At 62.5% G+C, this 23,215-nt stretch carries 18 protein-coding genes; 10 read left to right on the forward strand and 8 right to left on the reverse strand.

What is annotated here, in order from left to right:
* Positions 1-56: 56 nt before the first annotated feature.
* From GWQ27_RS08515 to GWQ27_RS08525, 3 genes are all read right to left on the reverse strand, one after another.
* Positions 57-1,190, reverse strand: coding sequence for a glycerate kinase (locus GWQ27_RS08515; RefSeq protein WP_275907121.1), 1,134 nt, complete (start codon positions 1,188-1,190; stop codon positions 57-59).
* Between the two features lie 9 nt (positions 1,191-1,199).
* A complete protein-coding gene (locus tag GWQ27_RS08520) occupies positions 1,200-2,462 on the reverse strand; it encodes a GntP family permease (protein ID WP_275907122.1) in 1,263 nt (420 codons plus the stop codon).
* Between the two features lie 119 nt (positions 2,463-2,581).
* Complete coding sequence (locus GWQ27_RS08525) at positions 2,582-3,697, reverse strand: sugar diacid recognition domain-containing protein (protein WP_275907123.1); 1,116 nt, start codon at positions 3,695-3,697, stop codon at positions 2,582-2,584.
* A 208-nt stretch (positions 3,698-3,905) separates the two neighbouring features.
* Here GWQ27_RS08525 and GWQ27_RS08530 point away from each other — a divergent pair, with 208 nt between their 5' ends.
* The 6 genes from GWQ27_RS08530 to GWQ27_RS08555 all read left to right on the forward strand — a co-directional run bounded on the left by GWQ27_RS08530 (position 3,906) and on the right by GWQ27_RS08555 (position 9,796).
* Positions 3,906-4,280, forward strand: a complete 375-nt coding sequence (locus GWQ27_RS08530; protein ID WP_005313595.1) for a YacL family protein — start codon at positions 3,906-3,908, stop codon at positions 4,278-4,280.
* Positions 4,281-4,330: 50 nt separating this feature from the next.
* Positions 4,331-4,630, forward strand: a complete 300-nt coding sequence (locus GWQ27_RS08535) for a hypothetical protein (protein ID WP_275907124.1) — start codon at positions 4,331-4,333, stop codon at positions 4,628-4,630.
* A gap of 207 nt (positions 4,631-4,837) precedes the next feature.
* Positions 4,838-5,665 carry a CPBP family intramembrane glutamic endopeptidase gene (locus GWQ27_RS08540; RefSeq protein ID WP_275907125.1) on the forward strand — a complete coding sequence of 276 codons (828 nt, stop codon included), beginning with the start codon at positions 4,838-4,840 and terminating at the stop codon, positions 5,663-5,665.
* Positions 5,666-5,906: 241 nt separating this feature from the next.
* On the forward strand, positions 5,907-7,466 hold the full coding sequence (locus GWQ27_RS08545) for a PAS domain-containing methyl-accepting chemotaxis protein (RefSeq protein ID WP_275907126.1): 1,560 nt from the start codon (positions 5,907-5,909) through the stop codon (positions 7,464-7,466).
* Between the two features lie 225 nt (positions 7,467-7,691).
* Complete coding sequence (locus GWQ27_RS08550) at positions 7,692-9,008, forward strand: sphingomyelin phosphodiesterase (protein ID WP_275907127.1); 1,317 nt, start codon at positions 7,692-7,694, stop codon at positions 9,006-9,008.
* Entirely contained in the window at positions 9,005-9,796 is a 792-nt protein-coding gene (locus tag GWQ27_RS08555; protein ID WP_275907128.1) for a hypothetical protein, read from the forward strand. Before GWQ27_RS08550 ends, GWQ27_RS08555 begins: the two co-directional genes overlap by 4 nt.
* A 75-nt stretch (positions 9,797-9,871) precedes the next feature.
* Here GWQ27_RS08555 and GWQ27_RS08560 read toward each other — a convergent pair whose 3' ends face one another.
* On the reverse strand, positions 9,872-11,356 hold the full coding sequence (locus tag GWQ27_RS08560; RefSeq protein ID WP_275907129.1) for an alkaline phosphatase D family protein: 1,485 nt from the start codon (positions 11,354-11,356) through the stop codon (positions 9,872-9,874).
* 90 nt (positions 11,357-11,446) lie between these two features.
* Positions 11,447-12,667, reverse strand: a complete 1,221-nt coding sequence (locus GWQ27_RS08565) for a DEAD/DEAH box helicase (RefSeq protein WP_169046801.1) — start codon at positions 12,665-12,667, stop codon at positions 11,447-11,449.
* A 149-nt stretch (positions 12,668-12,816) separates the two neighbouring features.
* Between GWQ27_RS08565 and GWQ27_RS08570 the strand changes: the two genes are divergently transcribed.
* Positions 12,817-13,629: a transporter substrate-binding domain-containing protein gene (locus tag GWQ27_RS08570; protein WP_265451796.1), complete on the forward strand. Its 813-nt coding sequence runs from the start codon at positions 12,817-12,819 to the stop codon at positions 13,627-13,629.
* A 69-nt stretch (positions 13,630-13,698) separates the two neighbouring features.
* Here the strand turns inward: GWQ27_RS08570 and tpx are convergent, their stop codons facing one another.
* Positions 13,699-14,199 carry a thiol peroxidase gene (gene tpx / locus GWQ27_RS08575; protein WP_005313625.1) on the reverse strand — a complete coding sequence of 167 codons (501 nt, stop codon included), beginning with the start codon at positions 14,197-14,199 and terminating at the stop codon, positions 13,699-13,701.
* 238 nt (positions 14,200-14,437) lie between these two features.
* Between tpx and GWQ27_RS08580 the strand changes: the two genes are divergently transcribed.
* Positions 14,438-16,861 (forward strand): zinc/cadmium/mercury/lead-transporting ATPase, encoded by a 2,424-nt coding sequence (locus GWQ27_RS08580; RefSeq protein ID WP_275907130.1) that lies wholly within the window; start codon positions 14,438-14,440, stop codon positions 16,859-16,861.
* A 207-nt stretch (positions 16,862-17,068) separates the two neighbouring features.
* Here GWQ27_RS08580 and pulA read toward each other — a convergent pair whose 3' ends face one another.
* On the reverse strand, positions 17,069-21,103 hold the full coding sequence (gene pulA / locus GWQ27_RS08585) for a pullulanase-type alpha-1,6-glucosidase (protein ID WP_275907131.1): 4,035 nt from the start codon (positions 21,101-21,103) through the stop codon (positions 17,069-17,071).
* Positions 21,104-21,370: 267 nt separating this feature from the next.
* Between pulA and GWQ27_RS08590 the strand changes: the two genes are divergently transcribed.
* Positions 21,371-21,781 (forward strand): hypothetical protein, encoded by a 411-nt coding sequence (locus GWQ27_RS08590; RefSeq protein WP_275907132.1) that lies wholly within the window; start codon positions 21,371-21,373, stop codon positions 21,779-21,781.
* Between the two features lie 69 nt (positions 21,782-21,850).
* Here the strand turns inward: GWQ27_RS08590 and dmeF are convergent, their stop codons facing one another.
* Positions 21,851-22,798, reverse strand: a complete 948-nt coding sequence (gene dmeF, locus GWQ27_RS08595) for a CDF family Co(II)/Ni(II) efflux transporter DmeF (protein ID WP_042869051.1) — start codon at positions 22,796-22,798, stop codon at positions 21,851-21,853.
* 71 nt (positions 22,799-22,869) lie between these two features.
* On the opposite strand from dmeF, the gene GWQ27_RS08600 reads away from it, so the two are divergent.
* The gene (locus GWQ27_RS08600) at positions 22,870-23,145 is read left to right on the forward strand and encodes a metal/formaldehyde-sensitive transcriptional repressor (RefSeq protein ID WP_021138847.1); all 276 of its coding nucleotides are present in this window, start codon (positions 22,870-22,872) and stop codon (positions 23,143-23,145) included.
* Positions 23,146-23,215: the final 70 nt, after the last annotated feature.

Genomic DNA, 23,215 nt, shown 5'->3' on the forward strand with positions numbered 1-23,215 from the left:
CATCACCGCGACACGGGGCAGGGTAAAGCCGGTGCCAGGCACCGGCCAAAAGAGGATCAGCGTCGCAGCATATAGAGCGCGGCCACGTTGCGGGCCGTGAGCTGCAGGTTGGTGGTGGCTGTCGCCAATGCCTCCGGCAGGGACATGGCGCGGTTGACCACGGCGAACACCGCATCCAGCCCGTGCTCATGCACCACACCGTAGTCGTCGGTGAGACACCCTGAAATACCTATCACCGGCTTGCCAAACTGCTTGGCACAGCGTGCGACACCGATTGGCGTTTTGCCGTAAATTGTCTGGCTGTCGATACGCCCCTCCCCCGTGATGACGAGATCCGCATCGGCCACAGCCTCGGCCAGTTTCAACGCCGCTATGACGATCTCGATGCCGGGCTTGAGCTCGGCGCCGAGCAGGCCCACCAGGGCCGCCCCCATGCCACCGGCGGCGCCCGCCCCCGGGATTTCTCTCACCTGTTTGCCAAGGACCTGCTCGATGCAGTCGGCGTAGCGGGAGAGGTTGGCATCGAGTTGGGCCACCATGTCGGCGTTGGCCCCTTTTTGCGGGCCAAACACGGCGGAGGCGCCTTTCGGGCCGCACAGCGGATTGTCCACGTCACAGGCCACCTCTATGGTGATTCTGCTCAGACGGGAATCCAGATCGCTCAGATCTATGGTGGCCAGATCCGCCAGCCCGGCGCCGCCCGGCGCTATGGGGGTGCCATCGCATTTGAGCAGCTTGCCGCCGAGCGCCTGTATCATGCCGGCACCGCCATCGTTGGTGGCACTGCCGCCTATGCCGAGGATCAGGTGCTTCACCCCCATGTCGAGGGCCGCCAGGATCAGCTCACCGGTACCGAAGCTGGAGGTGTGCAGCGGATTGCGCAGCTCGGGGGGGACAAGATGCAGGCCGGAGGCCGCCGCCATCTCGATGACGGCGCGCTCGCCATCCCTCAGCAGGCCGACGAAGCCCTGCACCTGGTTGCCGAGCGGCGCTGTCACATAAAACGGCAGTATGCGACCCCCGGTGGCATCCACCAGGGATTGTACTGTGCCCTCGCCGCCATCGGCCATGGGCAGCTTGATGTAGGTGGCCTCTGGCAACACCTGCTTGAAACCCGCCTCGATGGCATCGGCCACAGCCATGGCGCTCAGGCTCTCCTTGAATGAATCCGGTGCGATAACAATTTTCATATCAGTTCCTCAGGCGAGACCAAACACGCCAAACATCAGGGTGGAGACGGCTGCTATGGTCAGACCGACGGCTGTTTCATAAGGGATGAGCTTGAGGCGCTCCCCCACGCCCATGTGGACGCTGCCACCGGTGGCATGGAAGAAGGAGCCATGGGGCATGTGGTCAAACACGGTAGCACCGGCATGGATCATGGCGGCCCCCGCCAGACTGCTGATGCCGAGCTCAATCAGGGTGGAGCTGAACACGTTGGAAGCCACCACTGTCCCGGCCGTGGTCGAGGCGGTCGCCAGCGACATCAGGGCACCCGAGATGGGGGCCAGCAGGTAGGAGGGCAGACCGGAGGCGGTCAGGCCGCTGATCAGCACATCCTTCAGACCCGAGTTGGCAATGATGCCCGCCAGGGTACCAGTACCCAGCAGCATGATGGCCACCGGCGCCATGCGGGCCAGACCCGAGACCGCAAACTGGTTCACCTTGCTGAACTTGCCCATCATAAGGGCCCCGACCAGGCCGCCGAGGGGCAGGGCAATGAGCGGATCCACGACGATACCGGCCAGTGGGCGCAGGGCAAGCAGCAGTATGGCAACCAGGGGCGCACTGATGGCGGCGCCAAAGCCGGGCAGCTTGCTGCCACTGAAGATCACCACCTCGTCGGCCGCGACCTTGCTGCCCTTGTTGTTCAGACGTTTGGCCAGCCAGTAGGCCATCACCAGCCCGAACAGGCCAGGTATGATGCCGGCCGCCATGACGGAGGTGAGCGGCAGGTGGAAGGCGTCGGACGCGGCGATGGCGTTCGGGTTGGGGGACATGACGTTACCCGCCTTGCCGCCGCCTATCATGGCCAGCAGAATGGCCGCCTTGGAGAGGTCGGCACGGCGCGCTATGGCAAGCGCTATGGGGGCAACCGTGATGACGGCCACGTCCACAAAGACGCCGACTGCAGTCAGGATCAGAGTGGCCAGTGCCAGCGCCAGCAGGGCGCGGGTCTCGCCGAGCTTCTTGACTATGGTCTCGGCGATGGTGGTGGCGGCGCCCGATTCGATCAGCACACCTGCCAGCACACCGGCCGCCAGGATCCGCATCACCGCAGTGGTGATCCCCTGGGCGCCACCTATCATCAGGGCGACGGTCTGGGTCAGATCGGCCCCGCCGATCAGGCCACCGGCCAGGGCGCCGACTATCATGCCGTAGGCGGGCGGCACCTTCTTCAGAATGAGGAAGATGGCGATGGAGAGCGCGGCGAGAGCGCCGAGCGCGGATACAGGGATCATGACGGGCACCTTGAATGGGAGTGAGTGGTGGCCATTATGGTGATCCGGGATCGGAATGCGTTGGCTGAAAAGCCAAATAAAGCCTATTTAAAGAGAGGTTTTTTGTTCATTACAACAAATCAGTTGTCGAGATTGAGCCCGAGGTAGAGCAAGAACTTGTCGTCTAACTTGTTGAAATTCAACCCAGTTATCTGCTCGATCCGGGTCAGCCGATAGCGCAGTGTATTGGGGTGGATGAAGAGCGCCTCGGCACAGGGATGCAGATCACAATCCTGCAAGAAATATTGGCGCAGCGTCTTTTGCAGCGTTCCCTTTGTGTCCTCCTGCGCCAGCCTGAGCAGGGGCGCCCGCAACTGATCCGCCTGCCAGGAGTCCGCCAGACTGCCGAGCAGTACCGGCAACCGGTAATCCTCGAAGAAGTAGACTTGCTTGCGCGGAGCCTGCCGCATGCCCCGGCGCAGAGTATTCCGCGCCGTCTGGTAGGAGCGCGCCAGACCATCTATGCCGCCGAAGTAATCACCCACCCCTATCCGTACCTTGAAGTGGGGAATGCGGGCCAGCAACTGCTTGATGCGGCTGCGCTCCTGCTCCGATTGCCAGACGCCGCCGCTCAGCTGGGCCGGTTTGAGCACCACTATCTCGTCGAGGCCGTTGATGGCCACCAGATTGTCCCGCTCCGGATTTTCCAGCAGATGCACCAGCTCCCGCAGGCGGGCGGGATCCGCCTCCTCCAGCGCCAGTACCGCCACCACCCGAGGCTGGGCCAGATCCAGCTCGAGGAAACGGGCCGCCTGTTGCAGTTGATCGACCCGCCCCTCGCCGCGAATGAGCTGCAGTACCAGCTCCTCCTTGTGGCGCTTGTCCCACTGCAACTGCTCGGTGAGCGCCGCCTGCTCCAGAATGAGCTCGGCCGTCATGCGCACCAGCTCGGCGTAAGCACGCACTATGTCCGGATCGCCCGAGATACCGATGACCCCGAGCAATTCCCCCTGATAGGCGATGGGCAGGTTGATGCCAGGGCGCACCCCCTTGAGCTGCTGGGCGGTCGCCTCGCTTATCTCCACCACCCGGTTCTCGGTCAGCGCCAGCACGGCACCCTCGTGGCGCTGATGGAGGCGCTCGGGATTGCCGGATGCAATGATCAAACCGTGTTCATCCATCACGTTGACCGAGAACGACAGTATCTTCATCGCCCTGCTCACTATCTGACGGGCCAGGGTATCGTTTAGCTGCATAACATCTCCGGACAACAAGCTGGCATGACGCCTGGTGGCCCACAATCACAGGGGCCGACGTGCAAAGATCCCACATCATCAAGACAAGCGCGGGAGGGATCGCTAGAATAGGCCACTTTACGCTATGTGTGACCCACCATGGATCATGGATCTGACGCTATGCCAGTCCGCTTTGTGGTGGCCTCATCCTTCCGATATGGACTCCGCTATGGACTATGAATTTCGCCGCGACCCGTTCGGTGGCTATCGCGCCCGGTTCTCCATGGGTCATGAGGCCATCGGTCAGTGGTTGATCGATGAAGTTGGCAAGGATGAGGAGAAGCTCGATGAGCTCTTCTCCATCATCGACCAGCTGTCCAATCGCACCCGCACAGAGTACCAGCTGCACGGCGGTGACTATTCACTGCTGCTCACCCATGAGGAAGCCGAGGTGAAAGCCAACGTCCTCAATATCGAACAGGATGAGGATCTCGACGATCTCGCCTACTACGATGATGAGCAGCTGGCCATGTGCGGGCTGGAAGACTTTGCCCAGGTGCTAGGCTCCTGGCGCGCCTTTATCCGCAATGAGGATATGGGCTGAATACCCACATTTAGGGCGAGCATGCCCCTTGCAACCCAACAGGATTGACTATGTCTATTTACGATTTTGACGGCGAACAACCAGAACAGCCGGAAGACGAGCAGGACCAGACCAAACAAGCCGTGCCTGCCAAGAAGAAAAGCAAGCAGGTGATGAACACTCAGGTCAACCTGAGCCCGCGCGATGCCAGCCGTCTGAACGGTCTGCACGTCGAAGCCATCACCACCCTGGACGATGTCAGCCTGCCGAAGAACGTCATCTTCAAGGCCGGCCTCATCGCCCTGGGCGAGCTGGAAGCCACCAAGCGCGCCGACATCATAGCCCGCGTCATCGCCGAATCCGGTCGATAAATCCCGTGTGATTGCCGGGGCGGGTCGCTAAAACGCCCCCAACCTGGCAATGCCGTATCAGAAAAGCCGGAGCCTCAGCTCCGGCTTTTTCATGGCAGCTCCCCGCCGCAGGCTTACCCTTGCAGGGATCCGACCAGCCTATTAAGCCTTGTGTCATGATGTGACGACTTGTTAAGGTGCGGGACTTTTATCGGCCTTGGAGACTCAATGTTACCTCTACCTGATTCGCTCATCTGGGGAGCACTGGCGCTGGCCGTCTTGCTCTGTCTGGCCCGGCAACGCCTGCCCGGCCTGATCCTGCTGGGGGTCGCCCTGCTGGCCGCCCTCTACCTAGACCACCTCAGCCCTTCCGCCCTGCTGATCACGCTGGCGGGCCTGTTGCTGGCCTGGCGCACCCCCAACCTGCCCCAGCCCTGGCATGGTGTAGCCTTGACCCTGATACTGCTGTGGGCCATAGCGCTGATGCTGCACCTCATCCCCGGCTTCAACAATCTGAAGGTGCTGGATCAGGTGCAGGCCGGTCCCGCCAGCGTGCCCTTCAACATGTACCTCAACTTGGACAAGCCGCTGGTCTTCTTCGGCCTGCTGCTGGCCTGGCCCGCCTTGCTCGGCCAGGGCGGTGCGATCCGCTGGCGAGCGCTGGCCCTGCTGCTGCCGCTGGCGGCCCTGCTGATCACCGCCTGGCAACTGGGGGCGCTCAAGCCCGAAGCGGGCCTTCCCTACTGGTGGTGGCTGTTTGCCCTCAACAATCTGCTGTTCACCTGCGTGGCGGAAGAGGCGCTGTTTCGCGGCTTCATCCAGCAAGGGGTGGCCGCCCGCAGCCGGCTCTGGCTCGGCATCCTGGTCGCCAGCCTGCTGTTCGGCGCAGCTCACCTCGCCGGTGGCCCGCTGCTGATGCTGTTTGCCGCCCTGGCGGGCGCCTGCTACGGTCTGGCGTTCCACTTCAGCGGTCGTCTGAGCGTCGCCATCGTCATCCACTTCCTGTTCAACTTCGCCCATCTGGCCCTTTTTACCTACCCATTGGCCAGTCGCTGATCCCTGGCGCCCCGGTCGGGGCGCCATCACATTCCCCTTTGTCTGCCACCCGGCGCCCCTTTTCCCCATGACAGCAACCTGAACCCTGCGGGCTTTCTATTTGCACTATTTCACCAGGCTAGAGTGTCGATTAATTGACCCAAGCCAAGATAGTGTCATCTCCGCCCCATAGAATGAGCCGGTAACCATCACAAAAATAAAAACAAAATTATCAGTTACTTGACTCACTCAGGATGCTCACATGACTACAAGCCAACGGGAGGGGGAGATACGCTTCCCCGACCACCTATCCCTGATCTCGACCACGGATCCCACCAGCCACATCACCTATGCCAACCAGCACTTCTGCGAGGTAGCCGGTTACAACGCCGCCGAGATGGAAGGGGTGCCCCACAATCTGGTACGTCATCCCGACATGCCCAAGGCTGCCTTTGCCGACATGTGGCAGCGACTGCGCCAGGGCAAGAGCTGGATGGGACTGGTAAAGAATCGTGCCAAGAGCGGCAGCTTCTACTGGGTCAACGCCTACGTCACACCGATCCTCAACGACCAGCGGCAGATCATAGAGTACCAGTCGGTGCGTACCCGCCCGAGCGAACAGGACATCGCCTGGGCTGAGCAGCTCTACGCCCGCATCCGGGCGGGCAAGGCGCTGCCCTGGCCCAGCCGGCTCACCCTGGAGCCGGGCCAGCTCACCCAGCTCCTCTCCGGCACGGCCCTGCTCGCCCTGCTGACGGCCCTCGTTACTGGCCATCCCTTGTGGGGGGTTATTGGCACAACGACCCTGCTGGCTCAGATGATCCACGGCTGGCGGCTGCAACAGCGGCTCAACCGGCTGGCTACCACGGCAGGCGAGGAGATGGGCACCCCGCTCTGCCAGGTGCTCTACACCAAACGGCGGGACACACTGGCGGCTCTCGAGCTGGCCCTGCGCATGAAGCGGGCCGAGCTCAAGGCGGTGGTGGGGCGCAGCGCCGACACCAACCAGCAGATACTGCAGGCCGCCGAGGATGACAGGGGCAATATCCAGACCATAGACACCCACCTGCAACAGCAGCGAGCCCAGAGCGAGCAGCTGGCCGCCGCCATCACGCAAATGAGCCAGTCGATCCGTGACGTGGCCAACAGCGCCCATCAGGCCAACGCCCTGGTGGGCGAGGTACAACAGGTATCGGCCGAGGGATTGCAGGCGCTGGCGACCACACAATCATCGGTCAATCAGTTGCATGAAGAACTTGATGCCAACCATCAGGTGCTGGCGCAACTGACCGGTGACAGCCAGAAGATCAGCGGGATCCTGGCGGTGATCAGCCAGATCGCCGATCAGACCAATCTGCTCTCCCTCAATGCGGCCATAGAGGCGGCGCGGGCCGGTGAGCAGGGGCGTGGTTTTGCGGTAGTGGCCGACGAGATACGGGCACTGGCTCAGAAGACCCGCAGCTCCACCGGCGAGATCCACGAGATGATCCAGGCGCTGCAGCAGACCACCCGCCAGCTGGCTGATGGCATGACCCAGGGGGCCCAGACCTCGGAGCGTTGCCAGCAGCACGTGAGCACCACAGCCGAGGTGCTCAACCAGATCAACCGCATGCTGACCCAGGTCACCCACACCAGCGACGAAATTGCCCAGGCCGTCAGCCAGCAGGCGGATGTCACCAGTACCCTGGATCACGGCATCCACCAGATCCACCAGCTGGCCAGCCACACAGCCGACAACAGCAGGCAGGCCCTGGACGGCATCACGCTGTTGGTGGAGCGGCTGCATGCCCTCTCCCGCCTGATCAACCAGTTCCGCCACTGACCCGTCACCCGGGGTGCGTGCCGACCGGTACGCGCCCCCTTGATTACCAAGCCTGATCTAGATCCTCCGCTTGAACGGCCACTGACCCGCAGCCTTCCCCTCAATGCCACCCCCTCTCCCCATATGGGGCCTTTCATTTGTTTGTAACAAAAATGTAAATAAAATGACCTCTATGCCCGCCATAACAGTCACTTTCCATCGTGCCTCAACCAAAAGGACTTAATGATGCACAAGCCCCTCAGTTATGCCGCCCTGCTGCTGGTCAGCCAGTTTCCATTGCAGGCGCTGGCCGATACCGATGTCTACCTCACCAACAACGGCCCGGAACCCCTGCAGCTGGCAATCAGCCAGAGCGGCAGCGGCCAGCTGCAGGCGGGCAGCCAATGGATCCAGCACAGAACGGAGGTGGGCCCCTGGGAGAGCGCCATGGTGCTCAGCTTCAATCGCTACGAGGGGGTGAAGGCGGGCAAAAGCTATCTGTTCGAAACCCGTGTCACCACGGCCAGCGGCGACACCTATCGCCTCAACCAGTTGATGGAGGGCACCTGGTGGAACACCACCCTGCAGCACGGTGGCGACACCCCGACCGTCAGCTCGGGGTGGAAGAGCGACCGCGCCCTGCATCGTACCCAGGGGCCGCAGGAGCTGGCCTTTGCCGCCAAATTCACCGGCCGTTACGACGATCTGCACTACATGCTGACCCCGCCACAACCACGGGAACAACCGGAGCCTTCGGAGAGCAAGCTCAAGGTGGCCAGCTACAACGTCTGGGCCCTGCCGGTGATCGCCTCCAGCATTGGCGAACGGTTAACCTTGCTGCCCGATTACCTCAAGGGCTATGACGCCCTGCTGCTGCAAGAGGTGTTCGACGGCCGCCGCGAGGGCTTCCTGCAGGCGCTGGCCAAAGAGTACCCCTATCAGACCAAGGTGCTCGACAAGCCGGGGGTCAACATCCACGACGGCGGCGTGGTGATCGTCAGCCGCTACCCAATCGTGCGGGAGGCCCAGCTGGTCTATCCCCAGTGCACCGGCACCGACTGTTTCGCCGACAAGGGGGTGATGTACGCCGAGGTGATCAAGGGGGGCAAAGCCTGGCATCTGTTCGCCACCCACACCGCCAGCTTCGACACCGACGAGGCGAGACGGCTGCGCCAGATCCAGTTCGGCCAAATTCGTACCCTGGCCGCCAGCCTCAAGATCCCCGCCAGCGACACCGTCATCTATGGCGGCGACTTCAACGTCAACAAGCGCAAGTTCGCCGACGACTACGCCAGCATGCTGGCCAATCTTGACGCCCATGAACCCGGCTATGGCGGCTATACCGAAGCCACCTTCGACCCCAGGATCAACCCCTACGCAGGCGGCCCCCTCTCCGGTGGCGCCAACGTCGAGTACCTGGACTATCTGGTGGTGAGCCGGGAGTACGGCGCCGCCAGTCATAACCTCAACAGCGTCTGGATCCCGCGCAGCAGCGATGGCAGCCTCTGGCCCGCCAGCAACCTCTCCGATCACTTCCCGGTCAAGGGCGAGATCAGCCGATGAAGCGCCGCTACGGGATCCTGGCCCTGGCAGTCCTCTCGCTCTTGCTGCTCAACCTCGGCTGGCAGAATGAGCCAGGGTCCGCCCCGGCAAACGCCGAGGTTAATCAGCATGGGGGAAGTCAGCCGCAGCAGACGCCAGCAGCGCCGATGACAACCCTCATGCCCCGGCTCACCCCGGCGGTCAGCGGGGGCCAGTCCACCCAACAGCCCCCCAGCTGGCGAGAGATGCCTGCGGAGCTGAGCCAGCAGCTCGCCAGCGAGATCAGCGACACCGACCAGCCGCTGAGCGAGCGGCTGGTCAATCTGATCGCGCTGGAATCCCAGTGGATGAGTGAGGGGGAGAGCCTGACACGGTTGCAGGGGCGTTACGCCCAGGCCCTGGATCAGTTGGCCGGCGACAGCGAACAGCTGGCGCTGGCCGAACGGCTGGCAGCCCTGACCCGGCTGCAAGATGAGTGGGCGGCGGATCACCCGGATCTGGCGGCGGATCTGTTCAACCCGGATGCCCGCCTCTTGCAGGCGCGCCAGTTGTGGGGGGATGAGGAGCTGGAGACATTGGCCCGCCACTTCCTGCCTGCGGATCGGGCCGAGGCCAGCGTGGCGTTTGCCGGTGCGCGCCAGCAACAGCTGGATCAGCGCGGCCGCTACCAGCAGCAGCTGACCGAGCTGGAGCAACAACTGGCGGCCAGTCAGGGGAGCATGGATCCCGAGCGCTGGCAGCAGCACAGAGAGGAGGTGCTCGGCCAGTTTAGGCGCGACTTCTTCGCCCAGGCACAAGGCAAGCCCTGAGCATGAAACGGCCCGGGGAGCATGACGTGGAAAAGAAAAAAGGGCCCGCCGGGGCCCTTTGTGTTTGTCCGACCATCAGGCCAGCGGATAGCTGGCGGCCAGCCCGTTCTCGCAATGCCAGTTGACCCACAGCTTGTGGTCGCTGCCCATCAGCAGGGTGGCGAAGTTGCGGGTGCGCAGGTAGACGGGGGCGCCGAACGGCTTGATGAGCTCGGCGCGTATCAAGCGGTTCTCGTCGAGGTATTCGGGATTGTCGTTGGTCATGGCGAGGATCCCCATCCACTGAAACTGGGTGGGACAGGGATGGACTATGCCGGAGGAGACCAGCTGGTGCGCATTGGTGACCCCTTCCCGCTTGTCCTGGATGACGCCCAGGCAGCCCACGTGCACGTCGCCGGAGAGGATCAGTGTCTTGCTGCCCTGATCCTGCTGGCGCCGCAGTCGGGCGTTGTCCAGCAGCCGCATGATGAGACGGGCCCGCTCCCCCTGATGGGCCTTGGCCCGCCAGTGATCCTTGAGATCGTCGGTCAGCTCCTCTTCCCAGGGGGTGGCATCCAGCGCCGCCTCTGTGAAGGAGAAGTCCCGATAAACCACGGGCACCCCCGCCATGACCAGCAGGTGGCCCGCGTCGCAGGCGGCCAGCGCACCGTTGACCTGCTCCCACTGGGACCGGCTCATCACCTGGGCCTGGGTGCGGGTTGCTCTGTTGTCCAGCGCCAGGATCCGGTAACCCCGAAACGTCAGCAGCCAGGAGTGGTGATTCAAATTGACCGGGTCCAGCAGGGAGGCATTGGCGCTGCTGCGCAGCTGGAACAGCCGGAAATAACGGGACGCGGCAGCATAGATGGCCCGATAGACATCACAGCCCTGCAGATCCTCGGGATAGCTGCCCCAGCCATCGAAGATGTCGTGGTCATCCCACATCATGGCGCTTGGCACCCGGGCCAGCAGGCGGGCCACCTCGGGCCGGCTCCACTGCTTGCAGTAGAGATCGCAATAGAAGCGATCGAGCTGCTCCTCCATGGTGCGGGTCGCCTTGCGTTTGACCTTCTCCGTCCTGTCCAGCTCGTTCCAGGCCTTGAGGCTGGGAACCGTGGTCCAGAGGGAATCGGCATAGACCTGATCCCCCCCCATCAGCAACAGCGAGAAGGGATGCGCGGCGTGTTCGGCGGCAAGCCTGTCCCACATCACATAGGGCTGAGGCGTGGAGGTGAGCAGCTTGAAGTCGGAAAAACCGTTGCAAGAGGCGTAACCGATGCGCACCGGCTCCGCCAGCCCCGGCAGATGAAACTGCCAATGGTCGTCCCCGGCCAGATCCCGGGCGGGTTCCCCATCTAGCAGGATGCGGTACTCCACAGCAGCACCCTCGGCGGCCGGGCTTGCCGTCCAGCTGGCCCGCCACAAGCCCCCTCTGGGGGTATCCGCCTGCTTGCTGGCAGGCAGCAAGGCGCCGTTGATCCTGATGCTGGCGCCCTTGCAGCCGGGCCCAGCCAGAAAGCAGATGCTGTACTGCGTCTCCGCTTCGAGCCCCAGCAGGGGCCCCATTAACAGGCTTGTCATCTTCTATCCCTCCATGGTTAAACCCATGGAGCATAGTGAAACCGGCGTCCTTTGGTACTGCCCAATCGGGCAGTCCAACTCACCCTTGAACTAGACCTTGCCCTTGAACTGCTTGACGCTGCGCTTGTTGGCGGTGCGACGGTTAGCCTGCTTGTCGCGAGGTGGGCGCTTGCCCTCCCCGCTGGCGGGCAGGTCGGTCACCGGGAAACCTGCGAGTTCCCCCAGCGGCAGCTCACGGCCGGTCAGGGTGCGGATCGCCGCCAAGATATCGCTCTCGCCGTGACACACCAGCGAGATGGCCAGCCCCTCGCACCCGGCGCGAGCGGTACGGCCGATACGGTGAACATAAACGGGGGCGCTGGCGGGCAAGTCCAGGTTGATGACCACAGGCAATGCCTCCACATGTATGCCCCGCGCCATCAGGTCGGTGGCCACCAGCACCCGCACCTTGCCAGCCTTGAAATCGTCGAGTGCCAGCTCTCTAACCGCCTGTTCCTTCTCCCCATGCAGGGCGGCAACCGGGATCCCCGCCCTGGCCAGCTTCCTGGCCACGCCGTCGGCATCGTCCCGCGCACTGATGAACACCAGCACCTGCGGCCAGGCCTGCTCCTTGAGCAAGCTGATCAGCGCAGGCACCTTGCTGCTCTTGTTGACCAGATAGAGCCGCTCCTCGATCTCGTTGACCAGGCTGTTGAGGGGATTGGCCTCGATGCGGGTCGGTGCTGTCAGCAAGCCATTGGCAAGGTCATCCAGCTCGGCAGGTAGTGTGGCGGAGAAGAGCAGGGTCTGACGCTGCGAGGGCATCTCATTCATCAGCCACTGGATATCGGGCCAGAAACCCATCTCCAGCAGGCGATCCGCCTCATCCAGCACCAGCTGTTGCAGGCCATCCAGCCCCAGCACTTGCTGAGTGAGCAGATCCCGCAGTCGCCCCGGCGTCGCCACCAACAGTTGCGGCCCCAGCGCCAGCTCTGCCTGTTGCCGCTCCTGTGTCACGCCACCGCACAGGGTCAGGACGCGTAGCCCCAGCGCCTCGGCGACCCCTTGCAAGGCAGCGCTCACCTGCATCGCCAGCTCGCGGGTCGGCACTACGACCAGTCCCTGCACTAGGCAGGAGGCGGGATCCAGCCGTTGCAGCAGCGGCAGCCCGAACGCCAGCGTCTTGCCGCTGCCGGTCTGGGCCAGCGCCAGCAGGTCCTGCCCCGCCAATACCAGGGGTATTGCAAGCTGCTGGATGCGAGTCGGCGTGTGCAGGGTGGCAGGCAGGGCAGCCAGCAAGGCGGGATGGAGGTCGAGTTCGCTAAAGGTCATGGGGGTACGCGGATAAAGAAGTGGGAGGCGAAGTCTAGTTAGCGGGGCATAAGAAGTAAAACCCTATCCGCAAGCGGCAAGAGGAAGAGCACTGTGCCCGGGTCATGGCTGTCTACAATAGTATTATTCACCTCGAAGGCAGACAGACCATGCTCAGACATATCCCCATGCTATTGCTCGGCCTGCTCGGTATCACGACCATAGGTCTCTCCCAGACCTCGTCGACCACCTCCAGCCCCCCAGCCCAGCCGGTCCGCGTCATCAAGGCCCACCTTGGTGAATTGCCAGGCCTTATCAACGCCGACAAGACAGGCCCCTTCGTCGATCTGGTCCATGAGATTGACGCGCTCTACCCCGATATGACTATCGAGATCACCATCTACCCCATTGCCCGCGCCATGGCGGGGGTGATCAACGGCAAGGCCGATTTCAGCCTGCCCGCCATTCGCAATCTGCACGATGCAGACATGCTGCCCTATCGCTTCAGCACCCGCAGCTTTGGCAAGGTAGCCCATGTCATCTACAGCAATACAGCGAATCCTGTCACCACCGACATGGCCTATGGCATCGAAGCGACGCAACGGGATTTGTTAATCGAGGCCGTACCCGGTGAGCTCCCCTTTCAAGTACAACGTTCCATGAGTATCGAGCAATCCCTTCGCAAGCTCTCCCGTGGCCGTATCGATGCCTTTATCTGGGCACAGGAGGAAGCGGACCTGATGCTTCGCCAGCTGGGGTTGACCAATATCCAGCGAGAATTTTTTGGCGACTTTGAAGATGTGTTTATTATTCAGAAGGGCGCAGCCGGCAATGAGATGGATGCGTTTTTGGCGCAAGCCATAGAAAGGTTGGCGGCATCAGGCAAGCTGGAGGAGATATACAGCAAGATCCACAGACCCTACGAACACTGGCAGCCACACCCTGAGCCATTACCCGCCACCCAGCCTGTAAAGACCCCCTGATAACCGGGTTCCATCCATAAAAAAATCCCGCCACGGGCATACCGTGGCGGGATTTTTGCGCTCGGAAGCTTACAGGGCAGCCAGGGCGGCCGCGTAGTTCGGCTCATCGGCTACTTCGGCAACCATCTCGCTGTGCAGCACCTTGTTGTCTGCATCCAGCACCACGATGGCGCGGGCAGTCAGGCCCACCAGCGGACCGGAGGAGAAGGCCACACCGTAATCCTGCATGAAGGCAGCACCACGCAGGGTGGAGAGGGTCACCACCTTGTCCAGACCTTCGGCGCCGCAGAAACGGGACTGGGCGAACGGCAGATCGGCGGAGATGCAGAGCACGACTGTGTTCTCCAGCGCGCTGGCCTGTTCGTTGAATTTGCGCACCGAGGTGGCACAAGTCGGGGTATCGACGCTCGGGAATATGTTCAGGATCTTGCGCTGACCGGCGAAGCTCGCCAGGGTCACGTCAGACAGATCCTTGGCAACCAGGGAGAAAGGCTTGGCCTGCTCACCGGCAACAGGGAAGTGACCGGCTACGGAAACGGGGTTGCCTTGCAGAGTAACGGAATTGCTCATGTTATGTCCTTGATTATCGAGGGAGGATAGGGCCACCCAGTATAGGCGCCCCGGGCGAGGACAAACACCCGTCAATCACAAGGATATAGCGGCACTTGCTCCTGGACCGAACTGGCAGCCCCTCTCAAACGAGAGAGGGAGATAAAGAGGCTTGACCTTGGACTTAACACCAAGGTTTACACTCGGCTCAGTTATCCAAGGTTCCGCACCGGCGGGATCCATCCAAGAGGGATTCATCATGAGCAAATCCTGCTGCAGCCATCAACATACAGCGGCCACCGGCAAGGCCGTCACCAGCCAAGTCGAACATCAACACGACAGCCACTGCTGTGACAATGTCGAACCGGTCAGTTGCTGCGCCAGCAAGGCACCCCATGATCATCAGGATCAGGGGGTGAGTGAATCGCCGGGGGATGAAGAGCCCCCCAGAGGAAGTTGTCAAAGCCAGAGCTGCTGCAGCCCGCAGCCGCCTCATGACCATGACCATGACCATGACCATGACCAGCATGATCACCATGAGCACACCACCGACACCACCGAGCCGTTAGTCGCGCCGGAGCAGGACAGCCGCCGCCACAGCTGGCAGGTACTGGGAATGGATTGCCCCAGTTGTGCCCGCAAGATAGAAACCGCCGTCAGCCGGGTGGCGGGCGTGCAGCAGGCCCGCGTGCTGTTTGCCACCGAGAAGCTGGTGGTGGATCTCGCCCCCGGCCTCTCCCCCGACCCCGTCACCGCCGCCGTGTTGGCCGCGGGTTTCCGGCTCAAAGACGCAACTCAGCCCAGGGACGACAACGCCAGGCGCAGCAGCCCGCAGATGGCCATGCTCGCCAAATATTGGCAGCCCCTGTCGCTGGCCGGCCTGATGCTGGTGGCGGCCCTGCTGCCGAAAGAGTTCGGCCAGCCGCTGTTTACCCTGGCCACCCTCTGGGGCCTGTGGCCCATCTCCCGCAAAGCCTGGGCCCTGACCAGGAGTGGCTCCCCCTTCGCCATCGAGACCCTGATGACGGTGGCTGCGCTGGGCGCCCTCTTCCTCGGTGAAACCGCCGAGGCGGCCATGGTACTGCTGCTCTTCATGCTGGGGGAACATCTGGAGGCCTACGCCGCCGGCCGTGCCCGCGCCGGCGTCACCGCCCTGATGGCGCTGGTGCCCGACAAGGCACTGCGTATCCGCACTAGGGCTGACGGTGACATACGGGAAGAGGTGGCTGCCGACCAGCTGCGTCCCGGCGACATCATAGAAATCGCCCCGGGTGCCCGCCTGCCGGCGGATGCCCGTTTGCTCGACGCCCTTGGGGCGTTTGACGAAAGTGCCCTGACCGGTGAGTCCATTCCGGTGGAGCGTCGCCAGGGCGACAAGGTGCCCGCCGGCAGTCTGGCGGCGGATCGGGTGTTGCGCCTCGAGGTGGTGTCCGAACCCGGCAACAACGCCATCGACCGCATACTGCACCTGATCGAGGAGGCCGAGACCCAGCGCGCCCCCATAGAGCGCTTCATCGACCGCTTCAGCCGCTGGTATACCCCTGCCATGATGCTGGTTGCCCTGCTGGTGGTGATAGTGCCACCGCTGGCCTTTGGCCAGAGCTGGGACGAGTGGGTCTATCGCGGACTGGCGCTGCTGCTTATCGGCTGCCCCTGCGCCCTGGTGATCTCTACCCCGGCGGCAGTGACCTCCGCCCTGGCGGCGGCAACCCGCCAGGGGGCCCTGATCAAGGGCGGCGCCGCGTTGGAACGACTGGCCCATATAGACACAGTCGCGTTTGACAAGACAGGCACCCTGACCCTGGGCAAGCCGCAACTGACCGAACTGGTCAGCCTCAATGACCAGCCGGAGGCCGAACTGTTGGCACTGGCCGCCGCCATAGAGCAGGGATCCCATCATCCGCTGGCCCGCGCCGTGGTGGCCGCCGCCCGTGAGCAGGGGCTGACTCTGGCCGCAGCCCGGGATCTGCGCGCCCTGCCAGGCATGGGGGTGGAGGGACGCATCGACGGCACCCTCTGGCAACTGCTGGCACCGAGCCGGATTGACCCGCTGAGCAATGCCCTCAACGCACAAATAGCCACCCTTGAGCAGCAGGGCAAGACGGTGGTCGTGCTCGGCCAGCCGGGCGCAGCACCGGCGGCCCTGTTGGCGCTGCGGGACCAGATCCGTCCCGAAGCGGCAGCGGCCCTGGCGGAGCTCAAGGGGCTGGGACTGCGCAGCATTATGCTGACCGGTGACAACCCCCGCGCCGCCGAGGCGATTGCCAACGAGCTCGGCATGGGCTGGCGCGCCAGCCTGCTGCCGGAAGACAAGGTGGAAGAGATCGCCAAGCTGGCCGCCAGCCAGAAGGTCGCCATGATAGGGGATGGCATCAACGACGCCCCCGCCATGAAGCGGGCCAACATTGGCATCGCCATGGGTGGCGGCACAGACGTGGCGCTGGAGACGGCCGATGCCGCCCTGACCCACAACCAGCTCGGCGGCATCGCCGCCATGATCCGGTTGTCGCGGGCGGCACTGGCCAACATCCACCAGAACATAGCGCTGGCGCTGGGACTCAAGGCCATCTTCCTGGTCACCAGTCTGCTCGGCATCACGGGTCTGTGGATTGCCGTGCTGGCGGATACCGGTGCCACCGCCCTGGTGACGGCCAACGCCCTGCGTCTGCTGCGCAAGCGCTGATCCAGCCCGCAAACGAGATCGCCATATGCAAAGCCGTCCCCCGACAGGGACGGCTTTTCTCTTTCCCCCCACCTCACACCTGCAAAGAAAAAGCGCGGCTGCCGGTTGGCAGTCGCGCTTTGTTTACTCTCTCGGAGTTATCCCACCCTTGGCAAGGTGGAATTCAACCCGGGGCTGCCGAGCCAGCCCCGGACTCTATGGGTGTGCTTACTTGGCACTGCACTCCTGAATGACGGCGGTACCGGCCTTGGTACCAGCCGGGTCAACCTTCACCAGCACGCTCCACAATCCTTGCGGCAATGTGATGCTGTTGTTGGCACTGCCAGCCTGGGAGAAGCCGAGAGAGTAGCCCGTCTCGGCAGTGACAGCGCCACCGCCGTTGAGCAGGTACTCCTTGCTCCAGTCTTCATTGGCGACCTTGAACTCGCTGGTGCCAATGTAGTTGAACGCGGCCTGATAGATGGCGAGGTCGCCGTCCATCCCCTTGTAGCTCAGCTGATACTGGGGCTGGGCAGCCCAACCGGACAGCTCACCCTTGACGAACAGGTTGTAGCCGAGTGGATTGCCCGCCACCGTATCCAGCACCTTGCAGCTCTGCACCGGCTCGGTGAAGCTGACGCTCAGGGTCGGTTTGTCCTTGTTCATTGCCGTGAACACAAACTTGTAGCTGCCCGCCTTGTCAGCGTTGAACGGCAGATCCCCGCCATTGGCACAGAGCACGCTGACCTGACCTGTCGCCAGCTGGTCGGTGTCACTGCACTTGCCGTAGTTGATCGGGCCGTCCCAGTCACTACCGGCAATCTTCACCTGGGTGGTACCAAGCTGATCGGTCGTCACTTCGGTGGTGAACTCGTAGGTAAAGTTGCCACCAAAGATCATTTTGTTGACCGGATCCCACTCGTTCAGGAAACCACGCACGAAGACATCGGTGTCACCAAAGGGCGGAACCGTGCTCAGGTCTATCTTCTTGCTCACCGGCAGACCCGCGCCCTGGGCTCCGGCCTGCGGTTTGACGAACACGGCGACAGACCAGGCTCCCAGGGTCAGTTGACCACCACTGGCAAGGGCGCCATCGGCGATGCTGCTACCGGCATGGTGGGCCGGGCTCAGCTGCAGCGTGCTCAGATCGATGGGCTGATCCTTGCCATCACGGAAGTCGCTGATGCTCTGGGGCTGGTTGGTGGCGTTGATCATCACCACCAGACCCTCGATGGCGGGATCCAGATCCGCACCGGCATTGACGCCATCATCCACCGTCATCACGATAAGTCCCGGCACCTGGTCAGGCCCGGTATTGCGGAAATCAACCCGCTTGATCACCTCGGCGCCGCTGCCAAGGCGCAGCAGACGGGAGGATTGGCGCAGCTCGGCCAACTCCTGATAGAAGCCCACCATGGTCGCCATGTCGGCCCCGCTCGGCTTGACGTGCTTGCCAAGTACCTGCTCGATCAACGGGTAGTTGTCCCCATCCTTGTCCTTGCGCGGCAACCCCTTGTCGAAGTTGTTGTCGGCAAGGGTGTAGTCGACCCGGTTGTACCAGTCACCCGAGTCGTAGCTGTCCCGCTCCATGGACTTGGAACGCAGCAGCTCGACACCTGCGTGGGTAAAGGGAATGCCCTGCCCCAGCATGGCGGTGGCCAGCGATACCCCCTGCATCCGCACCAGATCGGCTCCTTCCGGCGCCTTGTAGATCAGGTTGTCGAACAGGGTCTGGTTGTCGTGCTTGTCGACATAGTTCTGGATCTCGGTCGGATCCTGGGCATAACCCGCAGCTTGACCGTTGTAGTCGATGTCGGAGCCCTTCTTCGGCATGCCGTCCTTGTCGGTCAGCACGAACTCCTTGAGGTTGCCGGCCATGCCGAGGCGAACCAGGTCGGATTGGTGCAGCGCGGTAGCCAGCTCGACGCCGTCCATCTCGTTGGCATCCACCAGGGCGCCGTTGCCAAAGCCCTGGGTCTTGCGAATGGTATCGCCGCCGTCAAACGGACTGCCGCCGCGCACCGCATCACGCAAGCGGTCGGAGAAAGAGCCGATGCCGGTGCCGGCCAGGTGCTTCTGGGTCGCCTGCACGAAGCGCTTGTCATCCTGCACCTCGCCGAAGTTCCAGCCCTCGCCGTAGAAGTACATCTCGGGGTTGACCTGCTTCACTGCGGCCAGCGCCTGCACCATCTGATCTTTCGGGTGGTGACCCATCAGGTCGAAGCGGAAGGCGTCGATCTTGTAGTCGCGGGCCCAGGTCACCAGAGAGTCATCCATCAGCTTGGCGAACATGGCGTGTTCCGGCGCCGTGTTGGAGCAGCAGGTGGAGTTCTCGACCGAGCCGGTCTCCGGATTGAGGCGCTGGTAGTACCAGGGCACTATCTTGTCGAGCACCGACTTGGGACCGAGGCCGGCTTCGTTGGTGTGGTTGTAGACCACATCCATCACCACGTTCATGCCGATGTTCTGCTTGATGGCCTTGACCATCTCGCGGAACTCCAGGATCCGCTGGCTGCCTTCGGCATCGGTGGCATAGGAGCCTTCCGGCGCAGTGTAGTGATAAGGGTCATAACCCCAGTTGAAGGAGTCAACGCCACGCAGATAGCCGGAGAGCTCCTGCACCTGCGGGTTCTCCTTGCTGTCGGCCCCTTGCAGATCGGCCAGCACGGCTTCTATGGTCTGGCCACCGCCGCAGTAACCGCCAAACTTGGAATCCTTCACCTCGGCATTGACCTGACACAGCTTGCTGAAGTCATCCTGGAGGTTGGCGACCTTGGCCGGATCCTCGTTGACGGTGGCGATGTCGAACACAGGCAACAGGTGCAGATGGCTGACGCCGCTCTGGGCAAGGGATTGCAGATGCTTGACCGGTACGCTGTCGCTGTCGGTCAGGCCGAGGAACTTGCCTCTGTGTTCCGGCTTGGTGGACTCATCGTTGCCGGTCAGATCCCGGACATGGGCCTCATAGATGGTGATGTCGGCAGGGTTCTGCTGGCTGTGGGGGGCCTTCAGGCTGTCCCACCCTTCCGGCTTGAGGGCCGGATCATCGAGATCCACCACCTGACTGAACTCGGAGTTCATCGCCAGGCTCAGGGAGTAGGGGTCTGTTACCTGATAGGATTCCAGCTTGCGACTGAGCGGGTGATAGACCTGGATATCATAGCGGTAGAATTTTCCGACCAGCTCCTGACCTCCTTGCACGCTCCAGCTGCCGCTGGCGTCGTCTTGTGTCATGGTGCGCTCGCCGAGGGCCTTGTGCTGCTCGTCGAACAACGCCAGCTTGACCGACTTGGCGGTTGGCGCCCACAGCCGGAAGGTGACATTGCCCCCTTCAACGATGGCGCCATAGGCCAGCTTGGTGGCTTCCTCTGCGTAGAGGGCATCGAGGGCGCCGGCGCTCTGCACCAGAGTCGCCCCCTGCAAAATGCCGTCGGCATCCGTGCCAATGGCCACCAGCTCGCCCTTGAGCAGGGGCTTGAGATCTTTGCCGGATGGCAGGGCGAAGGCCGCTGCATCCTTGAGGTGCGGGTACTTGGCCTGCTGCTCGGCGGTCAGGCTGGTCGCGGTCAGGCTGAGATAGGGGAAGTCGAACACACCCTCGGCATTGGCCTTGATGGTGCCCGACTCCGTGTAATAGAGGCGCACATGGGGCTTGTCCTTGCCCCCTTGCCAGATCAGGGTGTTGCCATCGATCAGATGGGCGCTGGCCCCGGCCACGCCAAAGGCGGCGGTAAAGGCATCGGCACGACTGTCGAAGACTTCGCTCTTGCCTGCAACTATGGCCACGGTGCGATCAGGGTGATCGCTGAAGACCACCTTCATGTCGGCGCCGGTCAGGTTGGCGAGATCGCCGTTGCGGGCAATAAAGTTGATACAGCCTTCCAGCTTGGCCAGCGGAACCACCCAGCTGGGGCCGAAACTGTCGACCGCCGTCGGGGTATTGGCCTTGTCATCCCAGCCCGAATTCAGACCGCTCTCGGCGGTAGCGTTACAGGCGTCGTTGTTCCACAGGTGCAGGCTGTGGTTGGCAAAGGGCCCTTCTATTCCGCGCGCGGCGCTGGTCTGGGTATCCACCAGGGCGATCACCGCCTGATCGGGGCCGGCAACCAGTTGCTCGGCAGGGGGTTGCACATCGGGCAGACGGGCGACAGGCCCATCCGTAGGTTCAGGGGTAGAGGGTGAAGAGCTGTTGTCATTGCAGCCGGACAAAAGCGCGAGCAGTGAGGCTGTTACCAGCGCCACTTTGGTCTTTTTCATATCCATTTTTTTATAATTCCCGCTGTAGTTAGTCTCGATATCCGAGTACCCGGTCATTGCCGAGCGATGCCATATTAATCAGCGGCAATCGTTTCAAATGTGAGCAGCAGGGCAAAAAAACCAACCCTTTTCAACAAGATAACGTTTTCATAACGAAAGTTGGATCCGGCTCACAGACCCGGCCACCATTTGGCGCCATATCTGGTCGAACCCGCTGGCACCTTGAAAAAAACCAGTTTTCAATCAGCCAGATAGCGTGAGCAGGAGCAACAGATGAAAAGGATTGAAGAGCAGGCCAAACGGCTGGATCAGGAATATCAGGGGATTGCGCAGCTGTTTGACCAGTTTTGCCAGCAGGCGGGCGGGCTCGCAGAGCAGTATCACTTCTTCAATTGGCCCGACTTTGAAGACACCCCTCCCCTGAGTCGGGCCTTCACCCTGCTGGGAGAACCCCGTGATCTGCGGCTGCGCTGCCTGCCGGGAGAACGCGGCACCTTGAGCGGCCTCATCCAGGTGCGCGGTGAGGATGGCACAGTGCATGCCAGCCTGGGTTTTCGGGCGGATGGCCACCTGCAGCTGGAGTCGGGACACTTGCTGGACAACCCGCCAGGGCTGCTGCTCAAGCTGCTGCTGGGGGCCATCTGGCAGCACAAGCCGGACGATGACCACAGCCAGCATCACTGACGCGAACCACAGAAGGGGCCTTGGCCCCTTCTTCACATCCTGTCTTGAGCATCCACTCGACGCGTCTGCTTATGGCTGGGCGATCTCTATGGTGACGTGGACCAGTTCCTCATGGATGGCGAGCCGCTCACGGATCTGGCCAGCCGGGATGGGCGTCGCCATCAATAGAGAGAGTACGCAGGCATACTGCTCCTGCCCCACCCGCCAGACGTGCAGATCGCGGATCTCGGCGTCCGGCAAGTCGGCTATCACCTCGCGGATCTCCGCCACCAGCGGGGTATCCATCTCGGCATCCAGCAGTACCCGGCCCGAGTCGCGCAACAGTCCCCAGGCCCACACCGCCACCAGCACGGCCCCCGCTATGCCCATCAGGGGATCCAGCCAGTCGGCTCCCCACAGCATGCCACCCACCAGCGCCAGGATGGCCAGCACAGAGGTGGCCGCATCCGCCAGCACATGGATGTAGGCGGCACGCAGGTTCAGATCCTGATGGCCGTGATGATCAGCATGGTCATGATGATCATGGCCGTGATGGTGGTCATGGCTGTGACCGTGATGATGGCCATGATCGTCCTTGAGCAACCAGGCACAGGCGAGGTTCACCAAGAGGCCCACCAGCGCGATGGCGATCGCCTGTTGATAGTGGATCGGACTGGGATCCAGCAGCCGGAACACCGACTCGAACAGCATCAACCCGGCCACCCCCACCAGCAGCAAGGCGCTGGTGAAGCCCCCCAGCACCTCTATCTTCCAGGTACCGAAGCTGAATCTGTGGTCGCGGGCAAAATGACGTGCGGCACGATAGGCCAGCACGGAGAGGCCCAGCGCCAGCGCGTGGGAACTCATGTGCCAGCCATCCGCCAGCAGCGCCATTGAGTTGTAGAACCAGCCACCGCTGATCTCCGCCACCATCATGATGACGGTGAGCAGCACGGCCCAGCGGGTTTTCTGTTCCGCCAGCGGATTACCCTGGTGCACGACGGGTTGATGGCAGTGGGATGAGACGAGGGATGACATGGATTTCTCCTGAGAGCGATGATGCAATATACTATACCCCAGTATAGTTTTATTGATCGAGAGGATCCTCCATGTCACACACCATTCACGGCAAGAAGAAGCTGCTGGCGCGGGTGCGCCGCATCAAGGGCCAGACTGGGGCGCTGGAAACCGCACTGGAGCAGGAGGGTGACTGCGCCGCCATTTTGCAGCAGATCGCCGCCATCCGCGGCGCCGTCAACGGCCTGATGCTGGAAGTGCTGGAAGGTCATATGCGCGAGCATCTCGGCGCCGAAGAGGCCACCCCGGCCGAGCGGCTGGAGGATCTGGATCAGGTGGTGCGGGTGCTGAGATCCTACCTGAAGTAAAGGCTCCCCGGCCTGCTCGCCACTGGCGCCAGCCATGGGAGCAAGTCCGGACCCGAGCCCTTTACAGCAA

Source organism: Aeromonas sp. 5HA1 (assembly GCF_029237245.1).
Taxonomy (GTDB): Bacteria; Pseudomonadota; Gammaproteobacteria; order Enterobacterales; family Aeromonadaceae; genus Aeromonas; species Aeromonas salmonicida.